Annotated in this window: 20 protein-coding genes; 3 read left to right on the top strand and 17 right to left on the bottom strand. The window is 68.0% G+C overall.

Annotated features, from left to right (window positions below; all coding sequences use genetic code 11):
- Positions 1 to 92 precede the first annotated feature (92 nt).
- The 13 genes from RTW82_RS19190 to RTW82_RS19130 all read right to left on the bottom strand — a co-directional run bounded on the left by RTW82_RS19190 (position 93) and on the right by RTW82_RS19130 (position 12,626).
- Positions 93 to 722 (bottom strand): LysE family translocator, encoded by a 630-nt coding sequence (locus RTW82_RS19190; RefSeq protein ID WP_316926083.1) that lies wholly within the window; start codon positions 720 to 722, stop codon positions 93 to 95.
- Positions 723 to 1,044: 322 nt separating this feature from the next.
- Positions 1,045 to 1,239, bottom strand: coding sequence for a hypothetical protein (locus RTW82_RS19185; protein WP_316926082.1), 195 nt, complete (start codon positions 1,237 to 1,239; stop codon positions 1,045 to 1,047).
- Positions 1,240 to 1,308: 69 nt separating this feature from the next.
- On the bottom strand, positions 1,309 to 1,827 hold the full coding sequence (locus RTW82_RS19180; protein ID WP_316926081.1) for a hypothetical protein: 519 nt from the start codon (positions 1,825 to 1,827) through the stop codon (positions 1,309 to 1,311).
- A 61-nt stretch (positions 1,828 to 1,888) separates the two neighbouring features.
- Entirely contained in the window at positions 1,889 to 2,509 is a 621-nt protein-coding gene (locus tag RTW82_RS19175; protein WP_316926080.1) for a c-type cytochrome, read from the bottom strand.
- A 4-nt stretch (positions 2,510 to 2,513) separates the two neighbouring features.
- Positions 2,514 to 2,957: a hypothetical protein gene (locus RTW82_RS19170; protein WP_316926079.1), complete on the bottom strand. Its 444-nt coding sequence runs from the start codon at positions 2,955 to 2,957 to the stop codon at positions 2,514 to 2,516.
- A 2-nt stretch (positions 2,958 to 2,959) separates the two neighbouring features.
- Positions 2,960 to 3,478, bottom strand: coding sequence for a methylamine dehydrogenase light chain (locus tag RTW82_RS19165; protein ID WP_374981902.1), 519 nt, complete (start codon positions 3,476 to 3,478; stop codon positions 2,960 to 2,962).
- Positions 3,479 to 3,486: 8 nt separating this feature from the next.
- A complete protein-coding gene (mauD, locus tag RTW82_RS19160; protein ID WP_316926077.1) occupies positions 3,487 to 4,110 on the bottom strand; it encodes a methylamine dehydrogenase accessory protein MauD in 624 nt (207 codons plus the stop codon).
- Positions 4,110 to 4,661, bottom strand: coding sequence for a MauE/DoxX family redox-associated membrane protein (locus tag RTW82_RS19155; protein ID WP_316926076.1), 552 nt, complete (start codon positions 4,659 to 4,661; stop codon positions 4,110 to 4,112). Before RTW82_RS19155 ends, mauD begins: the two co-directional genes overlap by 1 nt.
- On the bottom strand, positions 4,655 to 5,875 hold the full coding sequence (locus RTW82_RS19150) for an amine dehydrogenase large subunit (protein ID WP_316926075.1): 1,221 nt from the start codon (positions 5,873 to 5,875) through the stop codon (positions 4,655 to 4,657). Before RTW82_RS19150 ends, RTW82_RS19155 begins: the two co-directional genes overlap by 7 nt.
- Before the next feature lie 122 nt (positions 5,876 to 5,997).
- On the bottom strand, positions 5,998 to 6,957 hold the full coding sequence (locus RTW82_RS19145) for a WD40/YVTN/BNR-like repeat-containing protein (RefSeq protein ID WP_316926074.1): 960 nt from the start codon (positions 6,955 to 6,957) through the stop codon (positions 5,998 to 6,000).
- A 14-nt stretch (positions 6,958 to 6,971) separates the two neighbouring features.
- Positions 6,972 to 9,332 (bottom strand): efflux RND transporter permease subunit, encoded by a 2,361-nt coding sequence (locus RTW82_RS19140; RefSeq protein WP_316926073.1) that lies wholly within the window; start codon positions 9,330 to 9,332, stop codon positions 6,972 to 6,974.
- 68 nt (positions 9,333 to 9,400) lie between these two features.
- Positions 9,401 to 11,245 carry a DUF1302 domain-containing protein gene (locus tag RTW82_RS19135; protein ID WP_316926072.1) on the bottom strand — a complete coding sequence of 615 codons (1,845 nt, stop codon included), beginning with the start codon at positions 11,243 to 11,245 and terminating at the stop codon, positions 9,401 to 9,403.
- Between the two features lie 19 nt (positions 11,246 to 11,264).
- A complete protein-coding gene (locus tag RTW82_RS19130; protein ID WP_316926071.1) occupies positions 11,265 to 12,626 on the bottom strand; it encodes a DUF1329 domain-containing protein in 1,362 nt (453 codons plus the stop codon).
- Between the two features lie 513 nt (positions 12,627 to 13,139).
- Between RTW82_RS19130 and RTW82_RS19125 the strand changes: the two genes are divergently transcribed.
- From RTW82_RS19125 to RTW82_RS19115, 3 genes are all read left to right on the top strand, one after another.
- On the top strand, positions 13,140 to 14,135 hold the full coding sequence (locus tag RTW82_RS19125) for an AraC family transcriptional regulator (RefSeq protein ID WP_316926070.1): 996 nt from the start codon (positions 13,140 to 13,142) through the stop codon (positions 14,133 to 14,135).
- Positions 14,136 to 14,330: 195 nt separating this feature from the next.
- The gene (locus RTW82_RS19120; protein WP_316926069.1) at positions 14,331 to 15,692 is read left to right on the top strand and encodes an FAD-binding oxidoreductase; all 1,362 of its coding nucleotides are present in this window, start codon (positions 14,331 to 14,333) and stop codon (positions 15,690 to 15,692) included.
- Positions 15,693 to 15,843: 151 nt separating this feature from the next.
- Positions 15,844 to 17,358: a diguanylate cyclase gene (locus tag RTW82_RS19115; protein WP_316926068.1), complete on the top strand. Its 1,515-nt coding sequence runs from the start codon at positions 15,844 to 15,846 to the stop codon at positions 17,356 to 17,358.
- Positions 17,359 to 17,754: 396 nt separating this feature from the next.
- Here RTW82_RS19115 and sfnG read toward each other — a convergent pair whose 3' ends face one another.
- The 4 genes from sfnG to RTW82_RS19095 all read right to left on the bottom strand — a co-directional run bounded on the left by sfnG (position 17,755) and on the right by RTW82_RS19095 (position 24,864).
- Positions 17,755 to 18,849, bottom strand: coding sequence for a dimethylsulfone monooxygenase SfnG (gene sfnG, locus RTW82_RS19110; RefSeq protein WP_043244002.1), 1,095 nt, complete (start codon positions 18,847 to 18,849; stop codon positions 17,755 to 17,757).
- Positions 18,850 to 18,875: 26 nt separating this feature from the next.
- Positions 18,876 to 19,430 (bottom strand): FMN reductase, encoded by a 555-nt coding sequence (msuE, locus tag RTW82_RS19105; protein ID WP_316926067.1) that lies wholly within the window; start codon positions 19,428 to 19,430, stop codon positions 18,876 to 18,878.
- 757 nt (positions 19,431 to 20,187) lie between these two features.
- A complete protein-coding gene (locus RTW82_RS19100; protein ID WP_316926066.1) occupies positions 20,188 to 23,328 on the bottom strand; it encodes a CusA/CzcA family heavy metal efflux RND transporter in 3,141 nt (1,046 codons plus the stop codon).
- 21 nt (positions 23,329 to 23,349) lie between these two features.
- On the bottom strand, positions 23,350 to 24,864 hold the full coding sequence (locus RTW82_RS19095; RefSeq protein ID WP_410478818.1) for an efflux RND transporter periplasmic adaptor subunit: 1,515 nt from the start codon (positions 24,862 to 24,864) through the stop codon (positions 23,350 to 23,352).
- Between the last annotated feature and the right edge of the window lie 40 nt (positions 24,865 to 24,904).

Genomic DNA, 24,904 nt, shown 5'->3' with positions numbered 1-24,904 from the left:
TGACTCAGAAGGTTGAAGGCTCGCGCCCGACGACGGCTCAGCCCAGCGGCTTAGGAAGAACACCCGGGCGAAGCCGTCCTCGACCTGGCGCATCAGCGCGCAAATATCCGTTGCAGCCCCAGCGCCACCAGGGCCGCACCGGCGCAGCCGTTGATGCCCCGCTCGATGCGCAGGTAGCGCGAACGCAGCGCGGCGGAACCGAAGACCTGGGCCAGCCCGATATGCCAGCCGAACGACAGCGCGCCGATGAGCAGCACGGTGACCGGGTAGAACCACAGTGGCGCCCCCACGGGGAAGATGGCGGCGAAGGCGCTGGTCCAGAAGGCCGCGCCCTTGGGGTTGGTCACGCAGGTGAGCAGGCCGATGCGGTACGCGGCCAGGCGCGAGCCATCGAGCTCGGGCTGCTCCACCGGCGTCCGACGTGGCGTTGGGTGGAGGGCCGACCGCAGCAGCCGCCCGCCGTACCACACCAGGTAGGCGGCACCAGCCAGGCGCACGCCGGACTCCAGCCAGGGGTGCTGCGCCAGCAGGGTCGCCAGCCCGGCGATGGACACCACCACCCAGAACACCGAGCCGGTGGTGATGCCGAAGGCGACGTAGCGCGCATCCCGGTGCCGCTGGCTCAGGGCCATCTGGCTGAGGATGAAGAAGTTCGGCCCGGGGCTGGCGAGCACCGCCAGGTAGATGCCGCTGATCAGCAGCAGGGAATAGGCGTAGGTCATGGTCAGGGCTTCCGGGGGATGGGGCGTTTTCGAACCCTACCAATGGCCCCCCAAGAGCCGATAGATACAGACGGCCCCGATTTTCGACATACAGGTGGCCGGCCTAAGGCCCGGCCACGAACGCCGAGGGCGCCACGCCTTCCCATTGCCTGAAACCCTGACAGCATGGGTTTCGCATGGCTCTACCCATCCTACGCAACCGGAGTCGCCTCCAGCTCCGTGTCCACACGACGCAGGCATGATTCGTAGGATGGCGTAGAGCGAAGCGAAACCCATGGGATGGCGGTACCAGGAATCCCAAGACGCCCCGCGCCAACCCCCGCTAGAAAGCGGACTCCACCTGCCGATCGAGGTAGCATTCGAACCCCTTCGCCCACACCTTGAAGCGCACGCGGATGCCATCGTGCAGCCAGTACAGTGTGTACACGTTGGGGTGGTCGTCCCTGTAGGTGGCGGCCACATCGAGCGTATTCAGGTGCTGGCGCGCGACCTCGAGGTCGACCGTCGCGTCGCCCACGGTGTAGATCTCGAAGGCCTCGCGGCTGCCGTCCGAGAGCGAGCCTTCGGCGAACCCGGGCGGCAGGACTCAACCGGCCTGCCGCAGCTCGGCGCTCCCAGCGCTGATGGGCATCACGCCGTTGTAGCGGAGGAAGAAGTCGTCGGCGCGGGCGACGATCTGCGTGTACTGGCCGCGTAGCGCCAGCCGCATCATCTCCACCTGCAACTCCTCCTGCGCCACCATGTATTCCAGGAAGGCGCGCGCGTCCGCCGGGCCCTGGCGCTGCAGGTCGCGGAGCCAGGCCAGGTACTTCACCGTCTCGCGGTACACCAGCTTCAGCAGGGTCTGCTGCATCGCCAGTGGTAGCGACGACAGCACCCAGGCCTTGAGCCGGGTCAGCGGCCCCGGTGGCCGGTGCAAACCCCAGCGGATGGCGGCGGCCTGGTAACGCGGGCCGTTGAAGTGCTCCAGGTCCAGGTAGGTCTTCCAGAACATTCCCGGCCCCTCCCCGCCCAGCCGCTCGACCATGCGCCTGACGGCCAGCAGGGCGAAGGCCCGGTTGGCCAGTTCATGGCGGAACCCCTTGATGAATACCTTGGATGGCATGCTGCTTTTCACCTTCATTCAATGAACCTCGAAACGATGCTGGAACCCGCCACCCTGCGTCTCATGAACCGCCCCTGAGGCTGCCGATGTAGTCGACGATGGCCTGGCGCTCGGCGCCCTCACCGATCTGCAGCGAGATGCCGCGCATCCAGAGGCCCAGCTCGTCGGCATGCGCCTCGCCACCCCGCACACCCTGGACATAGTGCGTGAGCTGGCGCTCCAGGTAGGCGGCATCCAGCAAGCTGAGGTTCGGTGTACGCAGGTGGGCGAAGCCCTGGCCGGCAGGCCCATGGCAGGCGGCGCAGGTGCCCTGGTAGAGCGCCTCGCCTCGGCTGGCATCCGCCGCCGGAGGCACCTCGTCCGCCGTCACTTCCAGGCCTGAGAAGTAACGGGCAAGCGGCTCGAAGTCGCGCTCCTCCATGCTGGCGACCACCCCGCGCATCTGCGCGCCGTGCAGGTCGCGTGCGTCATAGCCACGGCGCCCGGCCTTGAAGTGGCGCAACTGGTCGAGCAGGTACTCGGCCTGTTGCCCCGCCAGGCGCGGTGCCCCGAGCAGCGCATTGCCCTGGCCCTGCCCGCCGTGGCAGGCCGTGCAGTTGAAGGCCTGTATGGGTATCGCCTCGGCCTGGGCGTGGAGCGTCGCGGCGAGCAGCAGCGCGCCGGTAAAGAGGCTGACCTTCATGGCTTCAGGTTCCCTGTGGTTTTTCTTGCTCGGCGATCCGCTGCAGCAACTCGCTGCGGACCCGTTGGACATCGGCCGGCACCGCCCGCCGCCACCGGCTCAGCTCGGCCCCGGTGTAGGGCTTGAACCCCGCCGGAACCCCGGCCGCATCGAAGGTCGCCAGCATCCAGTTAAGGACGCCGGCCAGCGCCTCGTCGGAGAGCCCCGACAGCGCCGAGCCCGGCACCTGCACCAGGTACTCGCGCCCGCCCGGCACGCCGAGGAACTTGCCCAGCTGCCCGGGGAACGCCGGCACCTGCCGCTGCGGGTTGCCGCTGCCGTCGGGCAGGTGGCAGCCCTGGCAATTGAGCATGTAGTCGAACTGCCGGGGCTCGGTGGCCCGGGCCGCCAGCGAGCCCGCCAGCAGCAGCCCGGCCAGGGCGAGGTGGAACAGCGGCCGCCCCGGCATGGCTATTCCTTCACCCCGATCACCACCGACAGCGAGCAGTGATAGGGCATGTCGGCATGGCTGCCGGAGCACCAGTTGAGGTCGTTGGAGCTCTGCGGGCGGTACAGCGGCGTATCACCCTGGTCGCGCTGGCAGACGCAGCGCCCGCAATTGCTCTTGCCGCAGCAGTCGTTGTACGAGATCACGTAGTCCTTGCCGTCGGACGGGTTGCGGCAGGTGCCGATCCAGGTGATGTCCGAGCGCACGGTGCCCGGCGGGCAGCTGTTCACCGTGCCGCCGCAGCAGCCACAGAGAAAGCCGTCGATGGCGCAGTGGCGCCAGTAGTCGCAGCTGTCGGGGTCGCCGCTCTCCACCAGGGAGGGGCTGGTCTGGGCGAAGGCGCCGCTGCGGAACACCGGCAGCAGGGTGGTCGCCCCGGCGCCGATCATCAGCGTACCCAGCCCCCCGAGGAACCCGCGCCGCGAGGTGCCGCGCGCCACCCGGCGGGAAAGCATCTCCACGGCTTCGTCGAACCATTTGATCGTCATGTTCAGTGCACCTGCTCGAAAAGGGCGGGCTGTGCGGCGCGGTAGGCCTGGATGGAGGCGAAGCCCAGGTCCTGGGCTTCCAGCAGGCTCTCCAGGTGTTCGCGGCTGTTGACCAGCCCGTGGGTGACCACGGTGCCGCTGGCATCGATCAGCACGCCGTAGGGCAGCTTGCTGATCTGGTAGGCCAGCCCGACCTCCCGCGATAGCACATAGGGGAAGGCCTGCAGGCGCTGCGCTGCGATGAAGGCCTGGTGCGCGTCCGCCTCGCCGTCGCTGGCCAGCACCACCCGCAACCGCGCCTGCTCCTGCTGGCGCAGGGAGGCCAGCACCGGCAGCAGCGTCTTGCACACCGGGCAGCTTTCGGAGAGGAAGAACAGCAGGGTCGACTGCCCCTGGGCATTGGCGCCACCCAGGCTGACCGAGCCGCCGGTCAGGCTCGGCAGGGTGAAGCGTGGCGCCGTCTCACCGGCCTGGATGGCCCTGCCCAGGGACAGTGCGCCCACGGGGCGGAGACGCTCGTGCAGCAGGCCGACCTGCCGGGCCAGTGCCCAGACGGCGAGGATCAACCCCAGGTTCAGCAGCCAGGAAAGCAGCCCGGAAACGATCAGGGCATGGGTCATGGTCATCAGGGTTCCCTCAGGGATAGACGGTTGGAAATCAACAGGTTCGCCAGCAGGTAAAGCGCCACGCCGCAGCCGAGGGCGAACCCCAGGACGGGCGCGTCGAGCCCGGTCAGCGGCCGCGCCACCACCGGTGCCAGCAGGTTGAGCGCCAGCACCACCAGCAGCAGGTTGCGCCAGGCCAGCGCGGTGCTCGGGGGTTGGCGCGTGCCACCGAGATGGCAACCGCAATCCCCGATCACCGCGCCACGGCGCGCACCGAGAGCCAGCGCAGTGGCATACAGGCCCAGCAGCAACACCGCCGGCCAGGCAGCCAAGGGCGACCAGAAGCTCGCCAGCACACCGACAGCGGCCAGCAGTTCCAGCAGCGGCAGCGCCCAGGCCAGAGCGGCCACGGGCAGGCGGCCGCCAAAGGCGTGGTCATAGCCCGCCAGCACCCTGGCGAAGCCCGGCCGATCGCGCAGCTTGTGCAGCGCCGAGGCGCCCAGCAGCAGTGCCAGCCCGGCGGCGCTGGTGAGGTGCACGACGGGGTCGTGCAGGTAGGCGGCGATCACCATGGCGCCACCACGTTCATGGCGCCGAGGGGGATGTCGCCGATGCTGCGCAGGTGCTCGCCGCTGTTCGCGTCGTAGAGGTTGATGCCCTGGCGCAGCAGCGGCATCAGCCCCGCCTCGCCTTGGGTCAGGTAGATCCACAGGGTGAAAATGCCCGGCATCGGCACCACCCAGTCCAGGCTGTAGAGGCGCGGCTGCTCGCCCTGGCTGACGCCGATGGCGGTGCTTTGCTCGTTCAGCTCGATGCGTGCCAGGCGCGTCTGGCTGCGCACGTCGAAGACCCACACCTCGGTGCCCGGCTTCTGGTAGTTCTCCGGCTTGTCCTGGTGCATGAGCACGAACAGCCGACCGCTGTTCACATGCAACGCGGTGCCGTGGTTGCCGGCGATGCCCCAGCCGTCGGCGCGCTCGGCGTCGCTGACCAGCGACCAGTGCGCCGCCGCCTCGATGCCCTCGGCGCCCATGCGCAGGCCATAGGCGTTGTTCTGCTGGGAGATGAAGTACCAGGTATCACCCAGGCGCGAGCCGGTGGTCAGCAGCAGGTCCTGCAGCGGGTCGAACAGCGGCTGGGTACGTTCCTGGGCAGCGACCTGGCCCTGGTCGTCCAGGCGCAGGTGGAAGAAGCCGCCGTTGCCGCAGATGGCGTAGAAATCACGCGGGCCCGCCGGGTAGAGGGAGGCGCACCCGGGGATCGCCACCTCGCCGACGAAGCGCCGCTGCTCCAGGTCGACGATGGAGACCGACTGCGCCGGGGTGAAGTTGAGCACCAGCAGGAAGCGCTCGTCATCCGACAGCACGCTGAGGCCGGTGGAGATCAGCGCGGTCATGCGCTTGGGCGGGATGTCGATCTCGTACTTGGGGCTCAAAGTACGGGCGTCGTAGACGGTGACCACGTCGCTGCGGGTGCCGCGCACGCCCCGGCTGAAGTAGATCTCGCTGGCATACAGCTCATCGCGGCGGTGCGACATGACCAGGCCGTTGCTCCACATGCCGGTGCTCAGCATCCCGCGGCTGCGGCCGCTGTCATCGAACAGGTAGGCGCGGCCGTCGACCATGTTCGGCGCGTTGCTGCCCCAGATCCAGAACCCGTTCAGCCCACGGTGATCGCCCAGCACCTCGACCCCGGCCTGCTCCGGCACGAAGGCGGCCAGGGTGGGCTGCGCCACCGCGCCGAGGGAAAGACCACAAAGCAGGTATCGCAACGAACGCATCAGCATGGGGAGGAGACTCCGTGGTGTCTGGAGGGCCCGTGGGGCGGGCGCCCCGCCTGGTTGGAAGCCTATCGACGAGGTTGCCCGGGCGACTTGCCCCGAGGTGACAGCTGGCTTGGCATCCGGCGTCATTTCCCTTCACCGCCCTCTTGGGTGACCACGCCGGCGGCGCCGAGCAGCAGCAGTTGCCCGCCCGCGCCCTGGGCCAGCGCCGCGAGGTTGAGGCGGTCCTCCCGCTGCAGCGCCGTGAAGCGCCCGACACCGGCATCGGAGAGCGCCACCAGGCCGCCGTTGCCCACCAACGCCACGCGGCCATCGCGCAGTTGGGTGAGCGCGGTGATGGCCTCGCTGCTGCCACTGTCCAGCACGCGCCAGTGCCGCCCCTGGGGGTCACCCAGCAGCACCCGCCCGCTCATGCCGGCCAACAGCACGCGGCCATCGCGCAGCGCCGCCCCGCTCCACAGCGAGCCACTGGCACCGGTGTCCAGCGCCTGCCAGCTGGCGCCACCATCCCCGGAGCGATAGGCGTTGCCCGCCTCGGCGGCGATGAACAGGCTGCCGTCGCGGCTGGCGAACACCTGGTTGAGGTGGAAGTCATCACCGCCCTCCACGACCGCCAGGCGCTGCCAGGTCTGCCCGCCGTCACGGGTCTGCGCGGCGTAGCCGTAGGCACCGACGACGATGCCGTGGCGCGCATCGCCGAACCACACCGAGAGCAGCACCGGCTGCCCGTCCAGGCGCTGTTGCAGGGTCCAGTTCTCGCCGCCGTCCTCGGTGTGCAGCAGCACCCCGCCGTGGCCCACCGCCCAGCCCTGGCGCCCGTCGACGAAGCTCAGTGCGGTGAGCAGCCCGTCCACCGGCACGCCCTGGGCCTGGCGCCAGCTGCGGCCGTCGTCGGAGAGCAGGATCACGCCGTGGTCGCCCACCGCCACCAGGCGCGGCCCGGCCTGGGCCACCGCCACCAGCGGCGCCCGTTGCGGGGCGTCGAGGCCGATGGCCGGGAGCGTCGCCTCGGCGGCGCAAAAAGGGCTGGCAACGGCCAGCAGCAGCGCCGCCAGGGGCAGGCGCGGAAAACGCATCGCAGGCATCGGCATCGTCCTCATCAATGCGCGACCAGGGGCGCGCGAACCGGCCCCCGACGCGGAATCAGGGTTTCCAGCACCACGGCCAGGGCCGGCAGCAGGGTGATCGCCATGACCATGTTGGCCATGAACATGAAGGTGAGCAGCAAGCCCATGTCGGCCTGGAACTTCAGCGCCGAGAAGGCCCAGGTGGCGACACCGACCGACAGCGTCAGCGCGGTGAACACCGTGGCCACGCCCACCTCGCGCAGGGCCTGCTGGAAGGCGCTGACGATGTCGCGCCCCTCGGCGAGGTGCATCTGCAGGCGGTTGTAGATGTAGAAGGCGTAATCCACGCCTATGCCCACCGCGAGCACCATCACCGGCAGCGTCGCCACGGTCAGACCGATGTCCAGGGCCTTCATGAACCAGTAGCCGAGGAAGGTCGCCAGGGTCAGCGGCAGGCAGCAGGCGAGCATCGCCCGCCAGTCGCGGTAGACCAGGAACACCAGCAGCACGATGGTCAGGTAGACATAGAGCATCATCGGCAGCTCGGAGGCCTCCACCACCTCGTTGGTGGCGGCCTGCACACCGGCGTTGCCGCTGGCCAGGCGCACCGTCACGCCGTCCATGGCGTGGGCGGCGCGGTACGCCTCCACCGCCTGCACCACGCCTTTCAGGGTGCTGGCCTTGTGGTCGGCCAGGTACAGGTTGACCGGCAACAGGGTGCAGTCGGCGTTGTACAGGCGCAGGGCCTCGGGCACCTGGCGCACCGCCTCGCCGAGGGAGAGTTCGTCCCGGGGCAGCGCCGCCCATTTCGGGTTGCCCTCGTTGACCCCGGAAGCCGCGAGCTTGGTCAGCGCCGGCAGCGACTGCGCCGAGAGCACGCCGGGCACGTTGCCCAGTTGCCAGGTGAGGCGGTCGACGTAGGCCATCACCTCGTGGCGGTAGCAGCCGCCGGCCGGGGTCTCCACGGCGACGGTGAACAGGTCCAGGCCCAGGGCGAAGTGGCTGACCACGCTCTGCACGTCGAGGTTGTAGCGCGAATCCGCGTGCAGTTCGGGCGCCCCCGGCAGCACATGCCCCACATGGCGCCCCTGGCTCTGCCCCACCGCCAGCACCATCAGCGCCAGGCCGAGCACCGTGCACAGCGCCGCGTTGCGCGGCTCGGCGATGCGCCCAAGGCGGGCCATCAGCGCGTCACGCCGCGCCCGCAGGCGCTCCATGCGGGCGACATAGGCCGGGGTGAAGCTGAAGTAACTGGCCAGCACCGGCAGCATGATCAGGTTGGTGACGATCTTGTAGGCCACGCCCACCGAGGCGGTGATGGCCAGCTCGCGGATCATCGGGATGGGCACCAGCACCAGGGTGGCGAAACCGACGAAGGCGGTGATCAGCGCCAGGGTGCCGGGGATCAGCAGGCCGACGAAGCTGCGCCGCGCGGCGGTCATGCCATCGGCACCGGCACACACCTCCTTGGCGATGAAGTTGACCTGCTGCACGCCGTGGGACACGCCGATGGCGAACACCAGGAACGGCACCAGGATCGCCAGCGGGTCCAGCCCGAAGCCCAGCAGTGTGAGGGTGCCGAACTGCCAGACCACCGACACCAGCGAGCAGAACAGCGGCAGGAAGGTGAGCACCAGCGAGCGCGTGTAGCCGTACACCGCCAGCGCGGTGAGCACCAGGGCCAGGGCGAAGAACTCCACCACGCTGCGGGCGCCGGCGCCGATATCGCCCATCTGCTTGGCGAAGCCGATCACCTGCACGTCGTAGTCGGCGTCGGCGTACTTCGCCCGCACCTCGTCCTCCAGGCGCTGGCTGAATTCCAGGTAGTTCAGGGGCCGGCCGGTCTGCGGATCGGGGTCGGCCAGCTCGGCGACCACCATGGCGCCGGAGTGATCGTTGGCCACCAGGCTGCCGACGAAACCGCCCACCAGGGTGCGCTCGCGGATGCCGGCGATGGCGCGCGCATCCAGGGTGCCCACCGTCACGTCACCGCCGACCACGTCCTCGGCCTTCATGCCCTCCTCGGTGATCTGCACCGCGCGGGTATTGGGCGTCCACAGCGAGGTGACGCTGCGGCGGTCCACCCCCGGCATGAAGAACAGCGTCTGGGTCAGCGCGTACAGGCGGGTCAGCGCCTGCTCGTTCCAGATGTCGCCGTGGCGGGCGTGCAGCACGACGATGATGCGGTTGGCGCCGAACAGCACGTCGCGGTACTGGTTGAAGGTCTTGATGAAGGCGTGCTGCTGCGGCAGCTGCTTGTCGAAGCCGGCCGACATCTCCAGGCGCGAGGCGAAAACGCCCATGACCAGGGTGATGGCGGCCAGCAGGCCGAGGGTCGCCAGGCGATGACGGAATAACAGGCGCTCGAGCGCCGTGACCAGGAAAGCCAACATGGAATGCCTCGATACAACGGGTGCGCGGTTGACGGGCCGGGGGCGGTCCGCCAACCGCGCACGGGGCTTCAGAACGAGTAGGAAATGTTGCCGCTGAGGAAGTCGCGATCGGCCATCAGGTTGTTGTCGCCACCGCCCCAGTACTGCACCCATTGCAGGCCGCCCTTCCAGCGGTCGCGGTAGTTGAACAGCAGGGAGGCGGTCAGCGACTTGCGTCCCTCGACGAAGGGCATGGCGTTGGGCGTGGTGCCCTTGACGTCATGGCTGAAGTCCAGCTGCGGGGTGAGCACCACCCCGGTGCCGAACAGGTCCGGGTAGTTGACGCCGATCTCGGTGACGTAGCCCCAGGAGGTGCGGTCCGGCAGCGAGTAGTCCGGCAGCGCGTAGGGCACCTTGCCGGAGGTATCCAGCCCCGGGTAGCGGGTGACCACCGCCTCGGCGAGGATGAAAGCGTCGGAGGCGCCCAGCGCACTGGGGATGAAGCCCAGGGGATCGCTGGCCGAGAAGTTGTAGATGGCGTTGACGTCAGCCTGCCACTTGCGCATTTCGACGAAGCCCTTGTTCACCCCGGTATCGAACAGGCTGTAGCGGTTGTAGCTGCCGGTGAGGCCACGGCCGAAGGGCACCGTGGGGTCGATGCCGACGCTGTCACGCGGGCGGTAGGACAGCTCGCCGGCCACCGCCACCGGCCCCACCATGGTGCTGGCGGAGAGGCCGAACAGGTCCTTGTCCTCGCCGTAGTTGAGGAAGTAGTTGTCCACCACCAGGGCGTCCGGGTTGCTCAGCGCGGTGTAGCCGACGAAGGGCACTTTGTCGTGGTAACGCTGGTAGAACAGGCCGAACTCGGTCTCGATGCTCTCTGCCGTCCAGCGCAGCGCCACGCCGTACTGGCCGCTGTTCTTCGCCTTGCGCTCGCCGCCGTAGGGCACGGCCAGGCCCAGTGCCACCAGTTCCTCGTCGCTCAGCCCGCTGATGTTGGGCGCGCCGCAATGCCCGGTGGGCGTACCGGCGCAGATGCCCGGCATCAGGCCTTCGATGTGGCTGGTCGGGTAGTAGATCGGCCGGCGCCCTTCCCCCGCCACGTCGGCGCTGGAGAAGTAGGTGCCCACCGGGTCCAGGGAGGAGCCGCTCCAACGGAACTGGTAGTAGGCCTCAAGGCTCAGGGTGTCGCTCAGGCCGAGGCTGAAGGAGGCCATGGGCGCGGGGATGAACACCTCCTTCAGCTGGGTGCCCGGCGTGTGGTACTTGGGCAGGCTGAGGGCGTTGATCTGGTTGATGCCGCCGGGCACGAAGATCTCCGCGCCCCAGTTGATCACCTGGTTGCCCAGCTTGACCTTGGCCGGCATCGCGCCGAGGTCGAAGCGCTTGGCCAGCCACAGGTCAAGCAGGCCGAAGCGCTCGGTGGCGTCGCGCTCGGCCTGGTCGTCCAGCGCGGTGGTGCGCACGTTGTCCATCTTGAAGTCCTTGGCCCAGGCCACCCGGCCCAGGGCGCTCCAGCCATCGCCGAAGCGCAGGCTCAGCTCGTGGGTGCCCTTGAGCACCTGGGAGAAGACGTCGTGCTTGCGGTAGTTGAGGTTACCGTCGTCGGCGTTGCTGTAGTTGATGTCGGCATTGGCGTAGCCGTTGCCCCGTGCGGGGTTGTAGTAGCGGCCCAGGTCGTTGTCGGTGCCGGTGTTGCAGCCACCGCTGTCGTTGCCCAGCAGGTGGCAGTCGGACGACTGCAGGCGGCTTGCGAAGCCATAGGACAGGGTCGAGTCGAAGCTGCCCGAGAGGCCGTCCTCATCGCCGAACAGTACGGCGTGGCTGGGCGACGCGATCAGGCCGGAGGCGACGGCCACGGCCAGCGCCAGGGCATGACGCGGGCGAGTCGGGGCCTGCAGCGCCTGGGCGCCGCACGGAAGGTGCTTGTGCATGGTGGGTTCTCCGGGGCGATCAGCGTTCGCCGCGACGGCGCAGTTCGTTGGAATTGAATATCTTGTCGGTCACCCGGCCCTGCAGGCCGGCGGTGAGGTCGAACGACAGCCCCTCCTGGGTGAATCCGTCAGCGAAATAGCGCCGGGCGATCAGGTCATAGCTGACGTACTCGGAACTGGTGCAGGCCTGGATTTCCGGGGCGGCCCACAGGCTGCCTTCCTGCACCCGCCAGAGGTTGCCCTTGGCGTCGTACATGTCCACGTGCAGCAGGCTCCAGCTGTCCTCGTCGAAATAGAACATGCGCTTGGCGAAGGAGTGGCGCTTGTCCGCCTTGACCGTGGCCTCCACCACCCAGACGCGGTGTTTCTCGTAGCGCTGCACGTCGCGGTTCAGGTAGTCCTGGCCGATCAGTTGCTCGTACCTGTTGGCCTTGTCCACCAGGCGGAAGGAGTTGTACGGCACCAGCATTTCCTTCTTGCCGAGCAGCTTGAAGTCGTAGCGGTCCAGGGCGCCGGTGAACATGTTGATCTGGTCGACGAAGTACAGGTTGTCGGAGCCGGCGATGGGGTTGTCGTAGGCGAAGGACGGCGCCAGGCGCACGCGACGCTGGCCGGGGAAATAGATCCACGAGCTTTGCGCTTTATTGAGGAACGCGTGCACCAGGTACATCTCGCCGGCGCGGGACGAGGGCGAGAGCACGTCGTAGAGCAGCTTGGCCTCGATGCCCCCGGTGTCATCCGGGTCCTTCACCGCCGGGTCGTTGTAGGGGTAGTACTCGTGCACCCATTGGCGCACCTCGGTGAGCGCGCCGCCCTTCTCCCGCACCAGCAGTGCAATCTGTCCGCGCCGTCCCTTGGCCATGTAGCGCAGCTTGTAGTTCCACAGCACCTCGATGCCGTTCTGCGGCACCGGGAACGGCACCGCCGCCCCCACCGCCTGCTCCAGGCGCCAGCCATCGGCGCCGATGCGGGCCTGCCCAGCAAAGGCTTTCGAGCGCTCGGCCACCTCGGTGGGGATCGCGCAGCTGCGGTGGGTCGGGTAGACGTCCAGGCGGTAGCCCGGGTAGGCCTTGATCAGCGCCGCCTGGCCTTCCGGCAGTAGTTGCTGGTATTGGGCCAGGTTGCGGGCATCGACGGAATACAGCGGCTTGTCGGCAGCGAAGGGGTCGCCATGGCCCGGCGACCAGCCGGCCGGTGCCTGGGTCAGGCCACCGGTCCAGGCCGGAATGCTGCCATCGGCATTGCCGGCCTTCTCGGCACCGATGGGCGTCAACTCATTGCCCAGCCTGGCGAGCTCGGCTGAGGTGGCAGCGTAAATGGGGGCATTGCCGAGGAGCGCCAACAGCGCACCACCCAGCAGCGAAAGCGGGAGGTTTTTCATGAACTTCTCCTGGTGGAGCTTTTTGTGGTTATCGGGAAGCAGTTCGAAGCCGCCCGGTGCAATCGGGCGAAGGGAGATCTGCACGTGGCAGGGGGGATCGTTGCGGGTGCCACGCGATGACGCAGGCGTAGGTGTTGCTCGCGGTCATGTACCGCCCTCCGGTGTTTTCTTGTTGTACGGATGGGTGGCCGGGCGCTCGGAAAAAGAGCGGGCCGGTGGAAACCACGCGGCCCTGAAACAGCAGGCTCACCTGGCAGGGAAAACTATGCAAAGCCACGACGGGCGGCTTGCCAGGAGGTGACAGGGTGATTGACATCCGGTGCCAATCGACGGGAAACGAGCCCTGTCGTCGGAGCGGAAAAGCCCATCGCGCAGCGGGGCTTACCCGCCATGGCCGGATGCGATTATCGTAAATATGGCACTCACGCCCGCCATGGCCCCACGGCCGTCACCCAGCGTGCACAGCCCCCGGAAGCGGAGGCACATGACAAGAACAACAAGGTTTTGGCACAGATGAAATCCGTACGTACGGTGTTGTCCGAGAACTTCTTCCGCCGCTTCAGCGAGGTCTTCGCCCCTCACCTCGGGCCGCTCGGCATCGACCCGCGCGTGCTGGAGCGGGCAGACATCGAGATACCCGGCGAGCGCTACGTGGCGCTGTGGGAGGCGGCGGCGCAACCCAACCCCAACGTCGGCCTGGAGCTCGGCATGCAGACCGAGTTCGACGACTTCGGCGCTCTCGGCCATGCCCAGGGCTGCGCGGCGAGCATCGAGGCGGCGTTGCGCACCCTGCACCGTTTCATCGTGGTCTTCGCCCAGGAGTCGCTGTTCGATTTCGCGATCGACGCGCACACGGTGATGGTGGAATACCGGGTCGTGGCTCCGACCATCCTGCAGCGCCGCCAGGACGCGGAGTTCGCCATCGCCTCCGTGCTGCGCATGCTCAACCTGCTCACCGGCTGCAGCCTGCGCCCGCTGCGCATGGACTTCGAACACCCACGCCCCGCCGACACCGCGGTGCACAAGCGCCTCTTCCAGTGCCCCCTGTACTTCAACCAGCCCAGCAACCGCATCCACCTGCCGGCCGACATCCTCCAGTTGCCGGTGGTCCGGAGCAACGAGCGGCTGTACCGGGCCCTGGAGCCTTACCTGGAGCGCGAGCGCCAGGAGCGCTCGGCGTCCGACGAGCTGCTGGCGCAGATCACCCGCATGATCGCCGCCGACATGAGCAGCGGCGCCCCCTCGCTGATGGATATCTGCGAACGGCTGGGCCTGAGCCGGCGCACCCTGCAGCGCCGCCTCAAGGACCAGGGCATCGAGTACTCGGCACTGGTGGAGGACGTGCGCCGCGAGCTGGCGCTGGCCTACATCAAGGACTCGGACTATTCGATGACCGAGATCTCCCTGCTGGTGGGCTACGCCGAATCCGGCTCCTTCACCCGCGCCTTCCGCCGCTGGACCGGCCAATCGCCCCAGCAGTACCGCAGCGCCAACCCGCCCCGCCCCTGAGTCCGTCCCCAGCCAGATGCGCGCTGCCGATCATTGGCGCGCACGGCTCAAAAGCTGGCACCTGCGGACAATCCAGTGCCACGCCCCGTCGTTAACCTGCCCCTGCCACGCCCACACACTCGCCAACGGCCATAGCGAGGCCTGGCGTCACCGCTGCTTTCCCAATCACACGACCGACAACAAGAGATTGAGAGCATGACCCACGCAGACCCGCGCCTGGACAGCCTGTCCTTCTGGCAGCACGATTTCGGGCCCTACCAGCCCAACCCCGCCTTGAACCAGGACCTGAAGGTGGACGTGGCCGTGATCGGCGGCGGCTTCACCGGCCTCAACAGCGCCTGGCAATTCAAGCAGGACAACCCCAACGCCCGCGTGGTGGTGCTGGAGGCGGCGGTGGTCGGCTTCGGCGCCAGCGGCCGCAACGCCGGCTTCAGCACCAAGCTGTTCGGCCTGGAACCGGAGCTGGTAATGCTGCGCTGGGGCCGGCAGAAGCTGATCGACGCCCGCCACTACCTGGAGAAGGCCGTGGCCCACACCCGCGACCTGATCGAGGCGCACGGCATCCAGTCCGACTACCGCCATAGCGGCCTGGTGAGCATCAGCTACTCCGCCCCACAGCAGCGCCGCCTGGAGAAAACCTACGCGCTGCTGCAGGACCTGGGCATCGCCGGCGACCTGACCTGGCAGGACCGATCGAGGGTGCAGCAGGACTTCCACTCCGAGCGCTTCAATGGCGGCATCTACGAGACCAACACCGGGAACCTCAACCCCTGCAAGCAGGTGCGCGGCCTCAAGGGCCTGGCCGAGTCGGCGGGTGTCGCCGTCTACGAAACCACCCCGGTGACGGCCATCGAACGCCAGGCCACGGCCATCGTCATCGACACCCCGGGCGGCCGCATCACCGCGGACAAGCTGGTGGTGGCGACCAACGCCTACTCGCGGCAAGTGCCCGACACCCGCCGCCTGCAGACCCGCCAGTACCCGCTCTGGACCTACCAGGTGGTGACCGAGCGGCTCAGCGAAAAACAGTGGGAAAGCATCGGCTGGAAGGACCGCCAGTGCTTCGGCGACAACCGCCAGATGCTCCACTACTTCCGCCCCACGGTGGACGGGCGGATCGTCATGGGCGGCGGCGACGCGCTGGCCTACCGCACGGCGCCCATGGCCGAGACGCCCTCACCCGCGAGCTGGCAGCACTGCGAGGCCCACCTGAAATGGATCTACCCGCAACTCCGGGACGTGCGCATCGACTACCGCTGGGGCGGCCCCGTTTCGGTGAACATCGACATGGTGCCGGAGATCAGCTTCATCGACGACGAACGCATCCTCTACTCGGGCGGCTGCTTCGGCCACGGCGTCGCCCTCACCCACCTCAACGGCCGCACCATCGCCGACCTGCTCAATGGCAGGAAGACCGAGCTGACGGACTTCTGGATCGTCAACCGACGCTCCATCTCCATGTCCAGCGACACCCTGTCGTACCTCAGCGGCCGTGCCGCCCGGGGCGCACTCAAGGCCTTGGACTGGTGGGAGGAACGCAGGCTCCAGCGCAGCTGAATCCCGTCCCCCGACCGCACTGACGCTGCAGCGGGCTCCGCTGCGGCCACTCACACCCGCTTCGCCCCCTCTCCCGCCTGGTTTAAGCTTCAAGCAGCCGCGCCAGCGGGGCGCCCCTGCCCCATCGCGCCGGCCCGCCCGGAGCGCCCGCATGAATGCCCTGTACTTCTCGCCCCTGCTATTGAGCATCAACCTGATGGTGGCCAGCGCCCTGGGGTGCACGGCGCTCTGGTACTACTCGCGGCCCTACCGGGGCCCTGGCATATGGACCTGCGGGGTGCTGATCCTGGTGTCGGGGCTGTTACTGCTGCTGCTCGAAACCTCCTCGCTGCGCCTCCTCGGCGGCGCCCTGCATACCGCCGGGGAAGCGATGCTGGTGGTGGGCGTGTTTCGCTACCTGGGCCTGAAGGAGCCTTGGTGGCTAGTGCCGACCGGCGCCGGCGTGATCGCTGTGGCGATGGGCTGGCACAGCTGGGTCGCGCCCTACAACGTCGAATTGCTGGTCGCCCTATCCGCCGGCCTCAGCACCCTGATCACGGCCCTGGCCAGCCGCGTGCTCTGGGCCGGCCCCGGCGAGCCCGAACTGCGGGGTGTGCGCCGCTTCGTGGCGCTGACCTTCGCCGGCTATGCCCTGGTCAACGTCACCAGTGGGATGATCGCCATGACCAACAGCCTGCGGGGCATCGAGTTCACCCTGGAGACCCGCTCGGTGTCCTACCTGCTGCCAATCAACTTCGGCATCCCGCTGTGGGCCCTGTGCCTCATCGGCCTGGCGCGGCTGACCATGCGTCGCATCCTTCTCGACAGCCAGCACAACGCGCTGGCCGCCAAGGCCAGTGCCAACCGCTTCGAACGGCTCATGGGGGTGACCAATGGCGGCGTCATGCTGCTCAAGGACGGCCACCTGCTGGATGCCAACCCGATGCTGGAAACGCTCTTCGCCCAGCCGCTGACGGAGCTGCTGGGCAAGCCCCTGGCGCACCTGTTCGAAACCTGCGACGACCTCGCCACGCAGATGGCCGACGCCGACAGCCGCCCCCATGACCACCAGGCGATCCGGGGTGACGGCAGCCGCTTCGCCGCCGAACTCAGCGTGGCCGCCCTCGACGACGGCAGCCTGGTGGCGGAGGTCCGCGATGTCAGCCAGCGCAAGGCACTGGAGGAAGAGCTGCGCCAACTGGCCTTCCGCGACCCGCTGACCGGTGCGCTGAACCGCCGGGCCTTCGCCGAGCGGGCCGAGCAGGAACGGCTGCGCAGCACTCGCCAACACCGGCCGCTGTGCCTGGCAATCTTCGACCTGGACCACTTCAAGCAGATCAACGACACCTATGGCCATGCCGTCGGCGACCTGGTGCTGCAGCGCTTCGCCGGGCTGTGCCGGGGCGGCATCCGCCGCACCGATCATTTCGCCCGCTTCGGCGGCGAGGAGTTCGTCCTGCTGCTGTCCGACACCAGCCAGAGCCAGGCCAGCGTTCTGCTCGAACGCTTGCGCGAGCACTGGGCCGACGAGCCCCTGGATACCCCGCTGGGCATGCTGCAATCCACTGTGAGCATCGGCCTGGTGCAGATCGACGACGCCGCGCCCCTGGAGGCCTGGCTGGAGCGCGCGGATGTGGCGCTTTACAAGGCCAAGAGTGAGGGGAGGAATCGACTGGTGGTTGGTTGAGCAAAAAGGCGGCCTATGTCCGTGCGCACCACATGGCGATGCGCTGGGCGAAGAAAGCTGGAGCAGCCGCCAACGCCCCTCCAGGAGGCCGAACGCAGTCGTTGCGCCGGGGGACGAGCGGCATGGATGCCGCGAGAGGCGCGCCAGGCCATGGATGGCCCATCGCGCCGGCCCCCAGAGCAACGATGGAGTGAGGGAACCCCGGCGAAGCCGGGGCCGGATGATGGGGCAAGCCTTTTTGGTTCCTTTTAAGGCGATTGTTAAAAGGGACTCGCCCGGGGGGGCGAAACCAAGAGCATCACCAGAACTCAGCAATCAGCTGGGCGAGAAATTCTCCGGCAGCACCATAGGTAGGATGGCGTAGAGCGGAGCGAAACCCATGCGGTAGAGCTTCGACTAGGCCACCGCCCTCTCCGCGCGCTTCTCTTCCTCCAGCTCGCGCACCAGCGGCAACACATGCTGGCCGAAGTACTCCACTTCCTCCTGGAAGTGCAGGAAGCCGGAGAGGATCAGGTCCACGCCCACGGCCTTGAGGGCGACGATGCGTTCGGCGATCTGCCGGGGCGTGCCGATGAGGTTGGTCTTGAAGCCGTCGTTGTATTGCACCAGGTCCTCGAAGCTGGACTTGGCCCAGTTGCCTTCGCCCTCGGGGCTGGCGGCGCCGGCGTTTTTCACTTCGGCGCCGAAGGCGTTGACCGCGTCCGGGTTGGCCTTGTCGATGATTTCCTGCAGCACCGCGCGGGCTTCTGCCTCGGTGTCGCGGGCGATGATGAAGGCGTTGACCCCGACCTTCACCGAATGGCCGTTGGCCGCAGCCTTGGCGCGGATGTCGTCGACCTGCGCCTTGATGCCTTCCACGCTGTTGCCGTTGGTGAAGTACCAGTCCGACACGCGCGAGGCCATGTCGCGGGCGGCCCGCGAGCTGCCGCCCTGGAAGATTTCCGGGTGCGGTTGCTGCAGCGGCTTGGGCTTGAGGCTGTAGTTGCGCAAGCGGTAGAAGTCGCCGTTGAAGGTGAAGTCGTCCTGGGTCCAGATGCCCTTGAGGGCGCGGATGAATTCCTCCGAGCGGCGGTAGCGCTCGTCATGGTCCAGCCAGGGTTCGCCGATGGCGTGGAATTCGCCACGGAACCAGCCGGACACCACGTTGATGGCGATGCGGCCGTTGCTGAGGTGATCGATGGTGGCCAGCTGCTTGGCCGCCAGCACCGGGTTCCATGGGCCGGGCAGGATGGCGGCGATCACCTTGAGCCGCTCGGTAACGGCCAGCAGTGCGTGGCTGATGGCCACCGATTCGTGCTGGTTCTCCGCGCCGTAGCCGGCGGTGAAGCGGATCTGCGACAAGGCGTAGTCGAAGCCCGCGCGCTCGGCGATCTGCGCCAGCTTGCGGTTGTAGTCGGCGTCCCAGCTGGTGCGCTGTTCGATGTTGCTGACCACCAGGCCACCACTGACGTTGGGCACCCAGTAGGCGAAGCGGATCGGTTGCTGGCTCATGGCATTGACTCCTCGGGCTTGGGATTTCAGGCGGCGCGATCGGCCACGTGGTGGAAGAAGGCGAGCACCGGCTCCAGCGCCCGCTCGATGCGTTCGAACTGGGCGGGGTCGGTGAGTTGGTGATCGGTGAAGGCCTCAGTGGTGGCGTAGAGGCCATAGGGCAAGGTGTGCGCCTGGAAGAAGGCGAACAGCGGGCGCAGCTGGTGGTCGATCACCAGGGCGTGGCGCTCGCCCCCACCAGTGGCGGCCAGCAACACCGGCACGCCCTTGAGGGCCTGGTAGTCCACCAGGTCGAACAGGTGCTTGAACAAGCCGGTGTAGGAAGCGCGATAGACGGGGCTGCCGGCGATGATCAGCTCGGCGTTCTCGATGGCCTGCAGGTGCGGCAGCAGCGCCGGTGAGGCCGTGTCGCGCTCCAGCGAGCCGGCCAATCCCCCGGCGATATCGGCGACACGTATCCAGTGCACCTCGATGGCCAGGCGCGCCTGCAGGCGCTGCACCAGGGCCTGCAGCAACCCATGGGTACGCGACGGGTTGCGCAGGCTGCCCGAGACCACCACCACTCTTATCGTTCGACTCATTCCAACCTCTCGTCACGGTGACGTGCATGTAGGGAGGTCAGAGCAGTAGTCGTGCCAATGCAGAAAACACAGCGGGATCAAGCAGATAGGAAAAACCGCCAACAGCTGCGCTGTTGGGTGCCTGGCAGGAATGCTGAACAGCTGTTGCCCCAGCAACAGCCGTTCCCACCAACACAAGCGCATCCCGGGCGTGGGGTGGAGGTCGCCTTTTACCTCCACCAGCGGTGCCGCAGGTGATCACGATGGTTGAGCGACATGTAGGTCGGGTGAAACCCGGCGCGCGGTGCCCTCTCAATCGCGAATGAATTCGCTCCTACAAAAAGCGGCGGCGCTGCGCGTCGCTTGGCGACTGAAGTCGCCCCTACACAGACATGCCAGGGCATGACTGCGGTGCCGCGCCGGGCTGCGAACGGTGGACGGGTGRAGCGTCGTCCACCCTACCGAACCGTCATTCCCACCCGGCACAGACGCGCACCGGGCGTAGGGTGGAGGTCGCTCTTTACCTCCACCAGCGGTGCCGCAGGTGATCACGATGGTTGAGCGACATGTAGGTCGGGTGAAACCCGGCGCGCGGTGCCCCCTCAATCGCGAATGAATTCGCTCCTCCAAAAAGCGGCGGCGCTGCGCGTCGCTTGGCGACTGAAGTCGCCCCTACATAGCACCTGCCAGGACATGACTGCAGTGCCATACCGGGCCGCGAATGGTGGACGGGTGAAGCGTCGTCCACCCTACCCAACGGTCATGGTGTGGCAGTGGGTTAGGGGGCTTCGTCGCGGCGGTATATCCAGCGGTACAGCGCCGGCAGCACCAGCAGGGTGAGCACAGTGGAAGAGAGAATCCCACCGATCACCACCGTCGCCAGGGGGCGCTGCACTTCGGCGCCGGTGCCGGTGGCCAGGGCCATGGGCACGAAGCCGAGGGAGGCCACCAGCGCCGTCATCAGCACCGGGCGCAGGCGCGTCAGGGCGCCTTCGATAACGGCCTCGTGCAGGGGGCTGCCCTCCTCGCGCAGGTTGCGGATGAAGGCGATCATCACCAGGCCGTTGAGCACCGCCACACCGGACAGGGCGATGAAGCCCACCCCCGCCGAGATCGACAGCGGGATATCCCGCAGCCACAACGCCAGCACGCCACCGGTGAGGGCGAAGGGAATACCGGTGAACACCAGCAGCCCGTCCCGGATGTTGTTGAACATCATGAAAAGCAGCACGAAGACCAGCAGCAGCGCCACCGGCACCACCACCTGCAGGCGCTTGGCAGCCGATTGCAGTTGCTCGAACTGCCCACCCCAGGTGGTCCAGTAGCCGGCGGGCACCTTCACCTCACGTTCCAGACGGCTGGCCGCCTCCTCCACGAAGGAGCCGATATCACGCCCGCGCACGTTGGCGCTGACCACCACCAGGCGCTTGCCGTTCTCGCGGCTGACCTGGTTGGGGCCGAGCACCAGGTCGAGGCTGGCCACCTCCGCCAGGCTGATGAAGGCGATGCGCTCCGAGCCGCTGCCCGGCAACGGCGGCACCGGGATGAGCAGGCGCGAGAGCCCGTCGATATCGGTGCGCAGCAGATCGGCCAGGCGCACCACCATGTCGAAGCGGCGGTCGCCCTCGAACAGCGTGCCCGCCTTCTGCCCACCCACCGCCACGGCGATGGTGTCCTGCACGTCGCCGGCATTGAGGCCGTAGCGCGCGGCCTTGTCGCGGTCGATGTTGATAGTCAGCACCGGCAGGCCCGAGGTCTGCTCGACCTTGACCTCCGAGGCGCCGGCAACGCCTTCCAGGGCTTCGGCCATCTCGCCGGCGGTGCGGTTGAGCACGGCCATGTCGTCGCCGAAGACCTTCACCGCCACGTCGCTGCGCACACCGGAGATCAGCTCGTTGAAGCGCAGCTGGATGGGCTGCGACAGCTCGTGGTTGCTGCCCGGCACCGAGGCGGCGACGCGCTGCAGGTCGGCGATGATCGCCTCGCGGGGCTTGCCCGGGTCGGGCCATTGGTCCTTGGGCTTGAGCATCACGTAGGCGTCGGAGATGTTCGGCGGCATCGGGTCGGAGGCGATCTCCGCGGTGCCGGTGCGGGCGAACACCCGCTCGATCTCCGGCACCTGGGCGATCAGCGCCTTTTCCAGGCGCGCCTGCATGTCCACCGACTGGGTGAGGCTGGTGCCGGGTACCCGCAGCGCCTGCAAGGCGAAGTCACCCTCGCTGAGGCTGGGCACGAACTCGCTGCCCATGCGGCTGGCCAGCACGCCGGACATCAGCACCAGCAGCAAGGCACCGCCGAACACCGGCATGCGGTGACCCATCACCCAGCCCAGCACCGGCTCATAGCCACGGCGCGCCAGGCGCATCACGGCGTTCTCCTCCTCCTTGACCCTGCCGGTGACGAACAGCGCGATGGCCGCCGGCACGAAGGTCACCGAGAGGATCATCGCCCCCAGCAGCGCCGTGACCACGGTGAAGGCCATGGGGTGGAACATTTTCCCCTCCACCCCGGTGAGGGCGAAGATCGGCAGGTACACGACCATTATGATCAGTTGGCCGAAGATCAGCGCGCGGCGCGCCTCCTTCGAGGCGGCGAACACCTCGTGCAGGCGCTCGGAGCGGGTCAGCATGCGGCCGTGGTGCTGCTGCGCATGGGCCAGGCGGCGGATGGCGTTTTCCACGATCACCACCGCGCCGTCGACGATGATGCCGAAGTCCAGCGCCCCCAGGCTCATGAGGTTGGCGCTGACCTTGTTGCCGAACATGCCGGTGAAGGTGAACAGCATCGACAGCGGGATCACCATCGCGGTGATCAGCGCCGCACGGATGTTGCCGAGGAACAGGAAGAGCACCGCCACCACCAGGATGGCGCCCTCGATGAGGTTCTTCTTCACCGTGGCGATGGCCTTGTCCACCAGCTGGGTGCGGTCGTAGACCGGCACCGCGACCACGCCCTCGGGCAGCGAGCGGTTGATCGCGTCGAGGCGCGCCGCCACCGCCTGGGAAACGGCGCGGCTGTTCTCGCCGATGAGCATGAACACCGTGCCCAGCACCACCTCGCGGCCGTTCTCGGTGGCCGCCCCGGTGCGCAGCTCGCGGCCGATCTGCACCTCGGCCACCTGGCTGATGCGGATCGGCGTGCCCGCCACATTGGCGATGACGATGTTGGCGATGTCGGCCAGGTCCTTCACCTGCCCCGGCGCACGCACCAGCAACTGCTCGCCGTTGCGCTCGATGAAACCGGCGCCGACGTTGGCGTTGTTGCGCTCCAGGGCGGTGAGCAGGTCCACCAGGGTCAGGCCGTAGGCGGCCAGGCGCTTGGGATCGGGGGCGACCTGGAATTCCTTGGCGTAGCCGCCGATGGTGTTGATCTCCGCCACGCCGGGCACGTTGCGCAGTTGCGGCTTGATGATCCAGTCCTGGATCACCCGCAGGTCGGTGGGCGTGTAGGCCGTGCCGTCCTCCTTCAGGGCGCCGTCCTCGGCTTCCACCGTCCACAGGAATATCTCGCCGAGGCCGGTGGAAATCGGCCCCATCACCGCCTCGGCGCCTTCGGGCAACTGCTCCCGGGCCACCTGCAGGCGCTCGTTGATCAACTGCCGGGCGAAGTACAGGTCGGTGCCGTCCTCGAAGATCACCGTGACCTGGGAGAAGCCCGAGCGCGACAGCGAGCGGGTCTGCTTCAGGTGCGGCAGGCCGGCCATGGCCGTCTCGATGGGAAAGGTGATGCGCTGCTCGGTTTCCAGCGGCGAGAAGCCGGCGGCGGCGGTGTTGATCTGCACCTGCACGTTGGTGATATCGGGTACGGCGTCGATGGGCAGCTTCTGGTAGCTGGCGACGCCAAGCCCGGCCATGGCCAACACCAGCAGCAACACGATGATGCGCTGCTCGATAGCGAACTGGATGATGCGTTCGAACATGTCGTGGTCTCGTGGTGGCGGTCAGTGGGCGTGGTCGGCCGAGCCCTTGCCCAGCTCCGACTTGAGGATGAAGCTGCCCTCGGCGGCCACGGCGGTGCCGGCGGCCAGGCCTTCGGTCACCTCGACGAAGCCGTCGCTGCGGGTGCCGAGGCTGACGGGATGCGCGACGAAGCCTTCCGCCACCTGCACGAACACGCTGGGGCGCTCCTCGATGCTCTGTACCGCCTGCTCCGGCACGGTGACGCCGGCCTGGCTGGAAGCGGTCGCCAGCTCGATGCTGACGAACAGCCCCGGGCGCCACGCGCCTTCCGGGTTCTTCAGCACCGCCCGCGCGGTGGCGGTGCGGGTCTGCTCGCCCAGCAGGTTGCCGATATAGGCCACCTGCCCGAGCACCTCGCTGCCCAGCTCCGGCGAGATGACCTTCACCGCGCGGCCCACCCGGGCCTCACCCAGGTCCTTGGGCGAAAGGCTGAAGGTGGCCCACACCTGGCTGAGGTCGGACAGGGTGAAGGCGTTGCTCGCCTCGCTCACCACCTCGCCGGGCACCAGGTGCTTCTCCACCACCGTGCCGGCGAAGGGCGCGCGCAGCTCGTAGCGGTTGCCCTGGGCCTGTTGCCCGGCGCCGCCCACCGCGGCCAGCTTGTGCCGGGCGTTGGCGACGGCGATCTCCGCTTCCTGCAGGGCATGCCGCGCCTGGAGGAAGTCCTGCTCGGCGGAGATGCCCTCCTTCCATAGCTGCTGCTCGCGCTGGTGGGTGGTGCGGGCCAGCTCGGCGCGGCGCTCGGCGGCGGCCAGTTCGCTGCGCTGCTCGGACAGCTGCGGGCTGGCGATCACCGCCAGCAGTTGGCCCTTCTCCACCTCCTGCCCGAGGTTCACCGCCACGCTTTCCACCACCCCCGCCGTGCGCGGTACCAGGTGGGCGGTGCGGTCCTCGTCGAAGCGGATCTCCCCCGGCAGCTTCACCCGCGTATCCAGGCTGCGGGCCTGGGCGGTGGCCAGGCGGATGCCGGCAGCGGTCATCTGCTCGGCGCTCAGGGCCAGCAGGCCCTCCTCCTTGGCGTACTCGAAACGCGCGGTGCGGCCCTCGCGCTCCACCTCCAGGGTGGCGCTGAAGAAATGCGGCTCGGCGATGCCCGTCGGGCTGACGAAGGCGCCATCACGGGGGGTGAAGGCCAACACCTGGGTCTCCCCCGAGGCGCGCCGCACGCTCATCGACACCCGGCTTTGCCCGTCGGCGGCGATGCGGCTGCCGGCGCGGGACAGGTAGACGGACATGGGCACGCGGCCGTCGGCGCTTTCCGGCGCCACCAGCTCGACATCGAGGTCGTCGGCGCGGAACAGTTCGCCGCCGTTGGGGCCGCGCGCGACGGGTTTCGCTTCGCCGTGGCCGTCCTCATCGTCGTGCCCAGCCTCGTCGTGGCCGGCATGCGCCTTGGCGCTCTCCCCGGCCGCACCACCGGGCATGAATGCAACCGCGCCGGCAACCACGCCGATCCCCGTTGCGAAGGCGATCGCCAGGGCCAATTTCCTGCTCATAGGTACTCCCGAAATTCAAAAGACAGGGCCCACGCCGGGC

The sequence above is a fragment of the Pseudomonas sp. zfem005 genome, assembly GCF_032621735.1.
GTDB classification, from domain to species: Bacteria; Pseudomonadota; Gammaproteobacteria; order Pseudomonadales; family Pseudomonadaceae; genus Metapseudomonas; species Metapseudomonas solani.
Note: the sequence above shows the minus strand (reverse complement) of the source record. Positions and strands in the feature narration are given on the sequence as shown.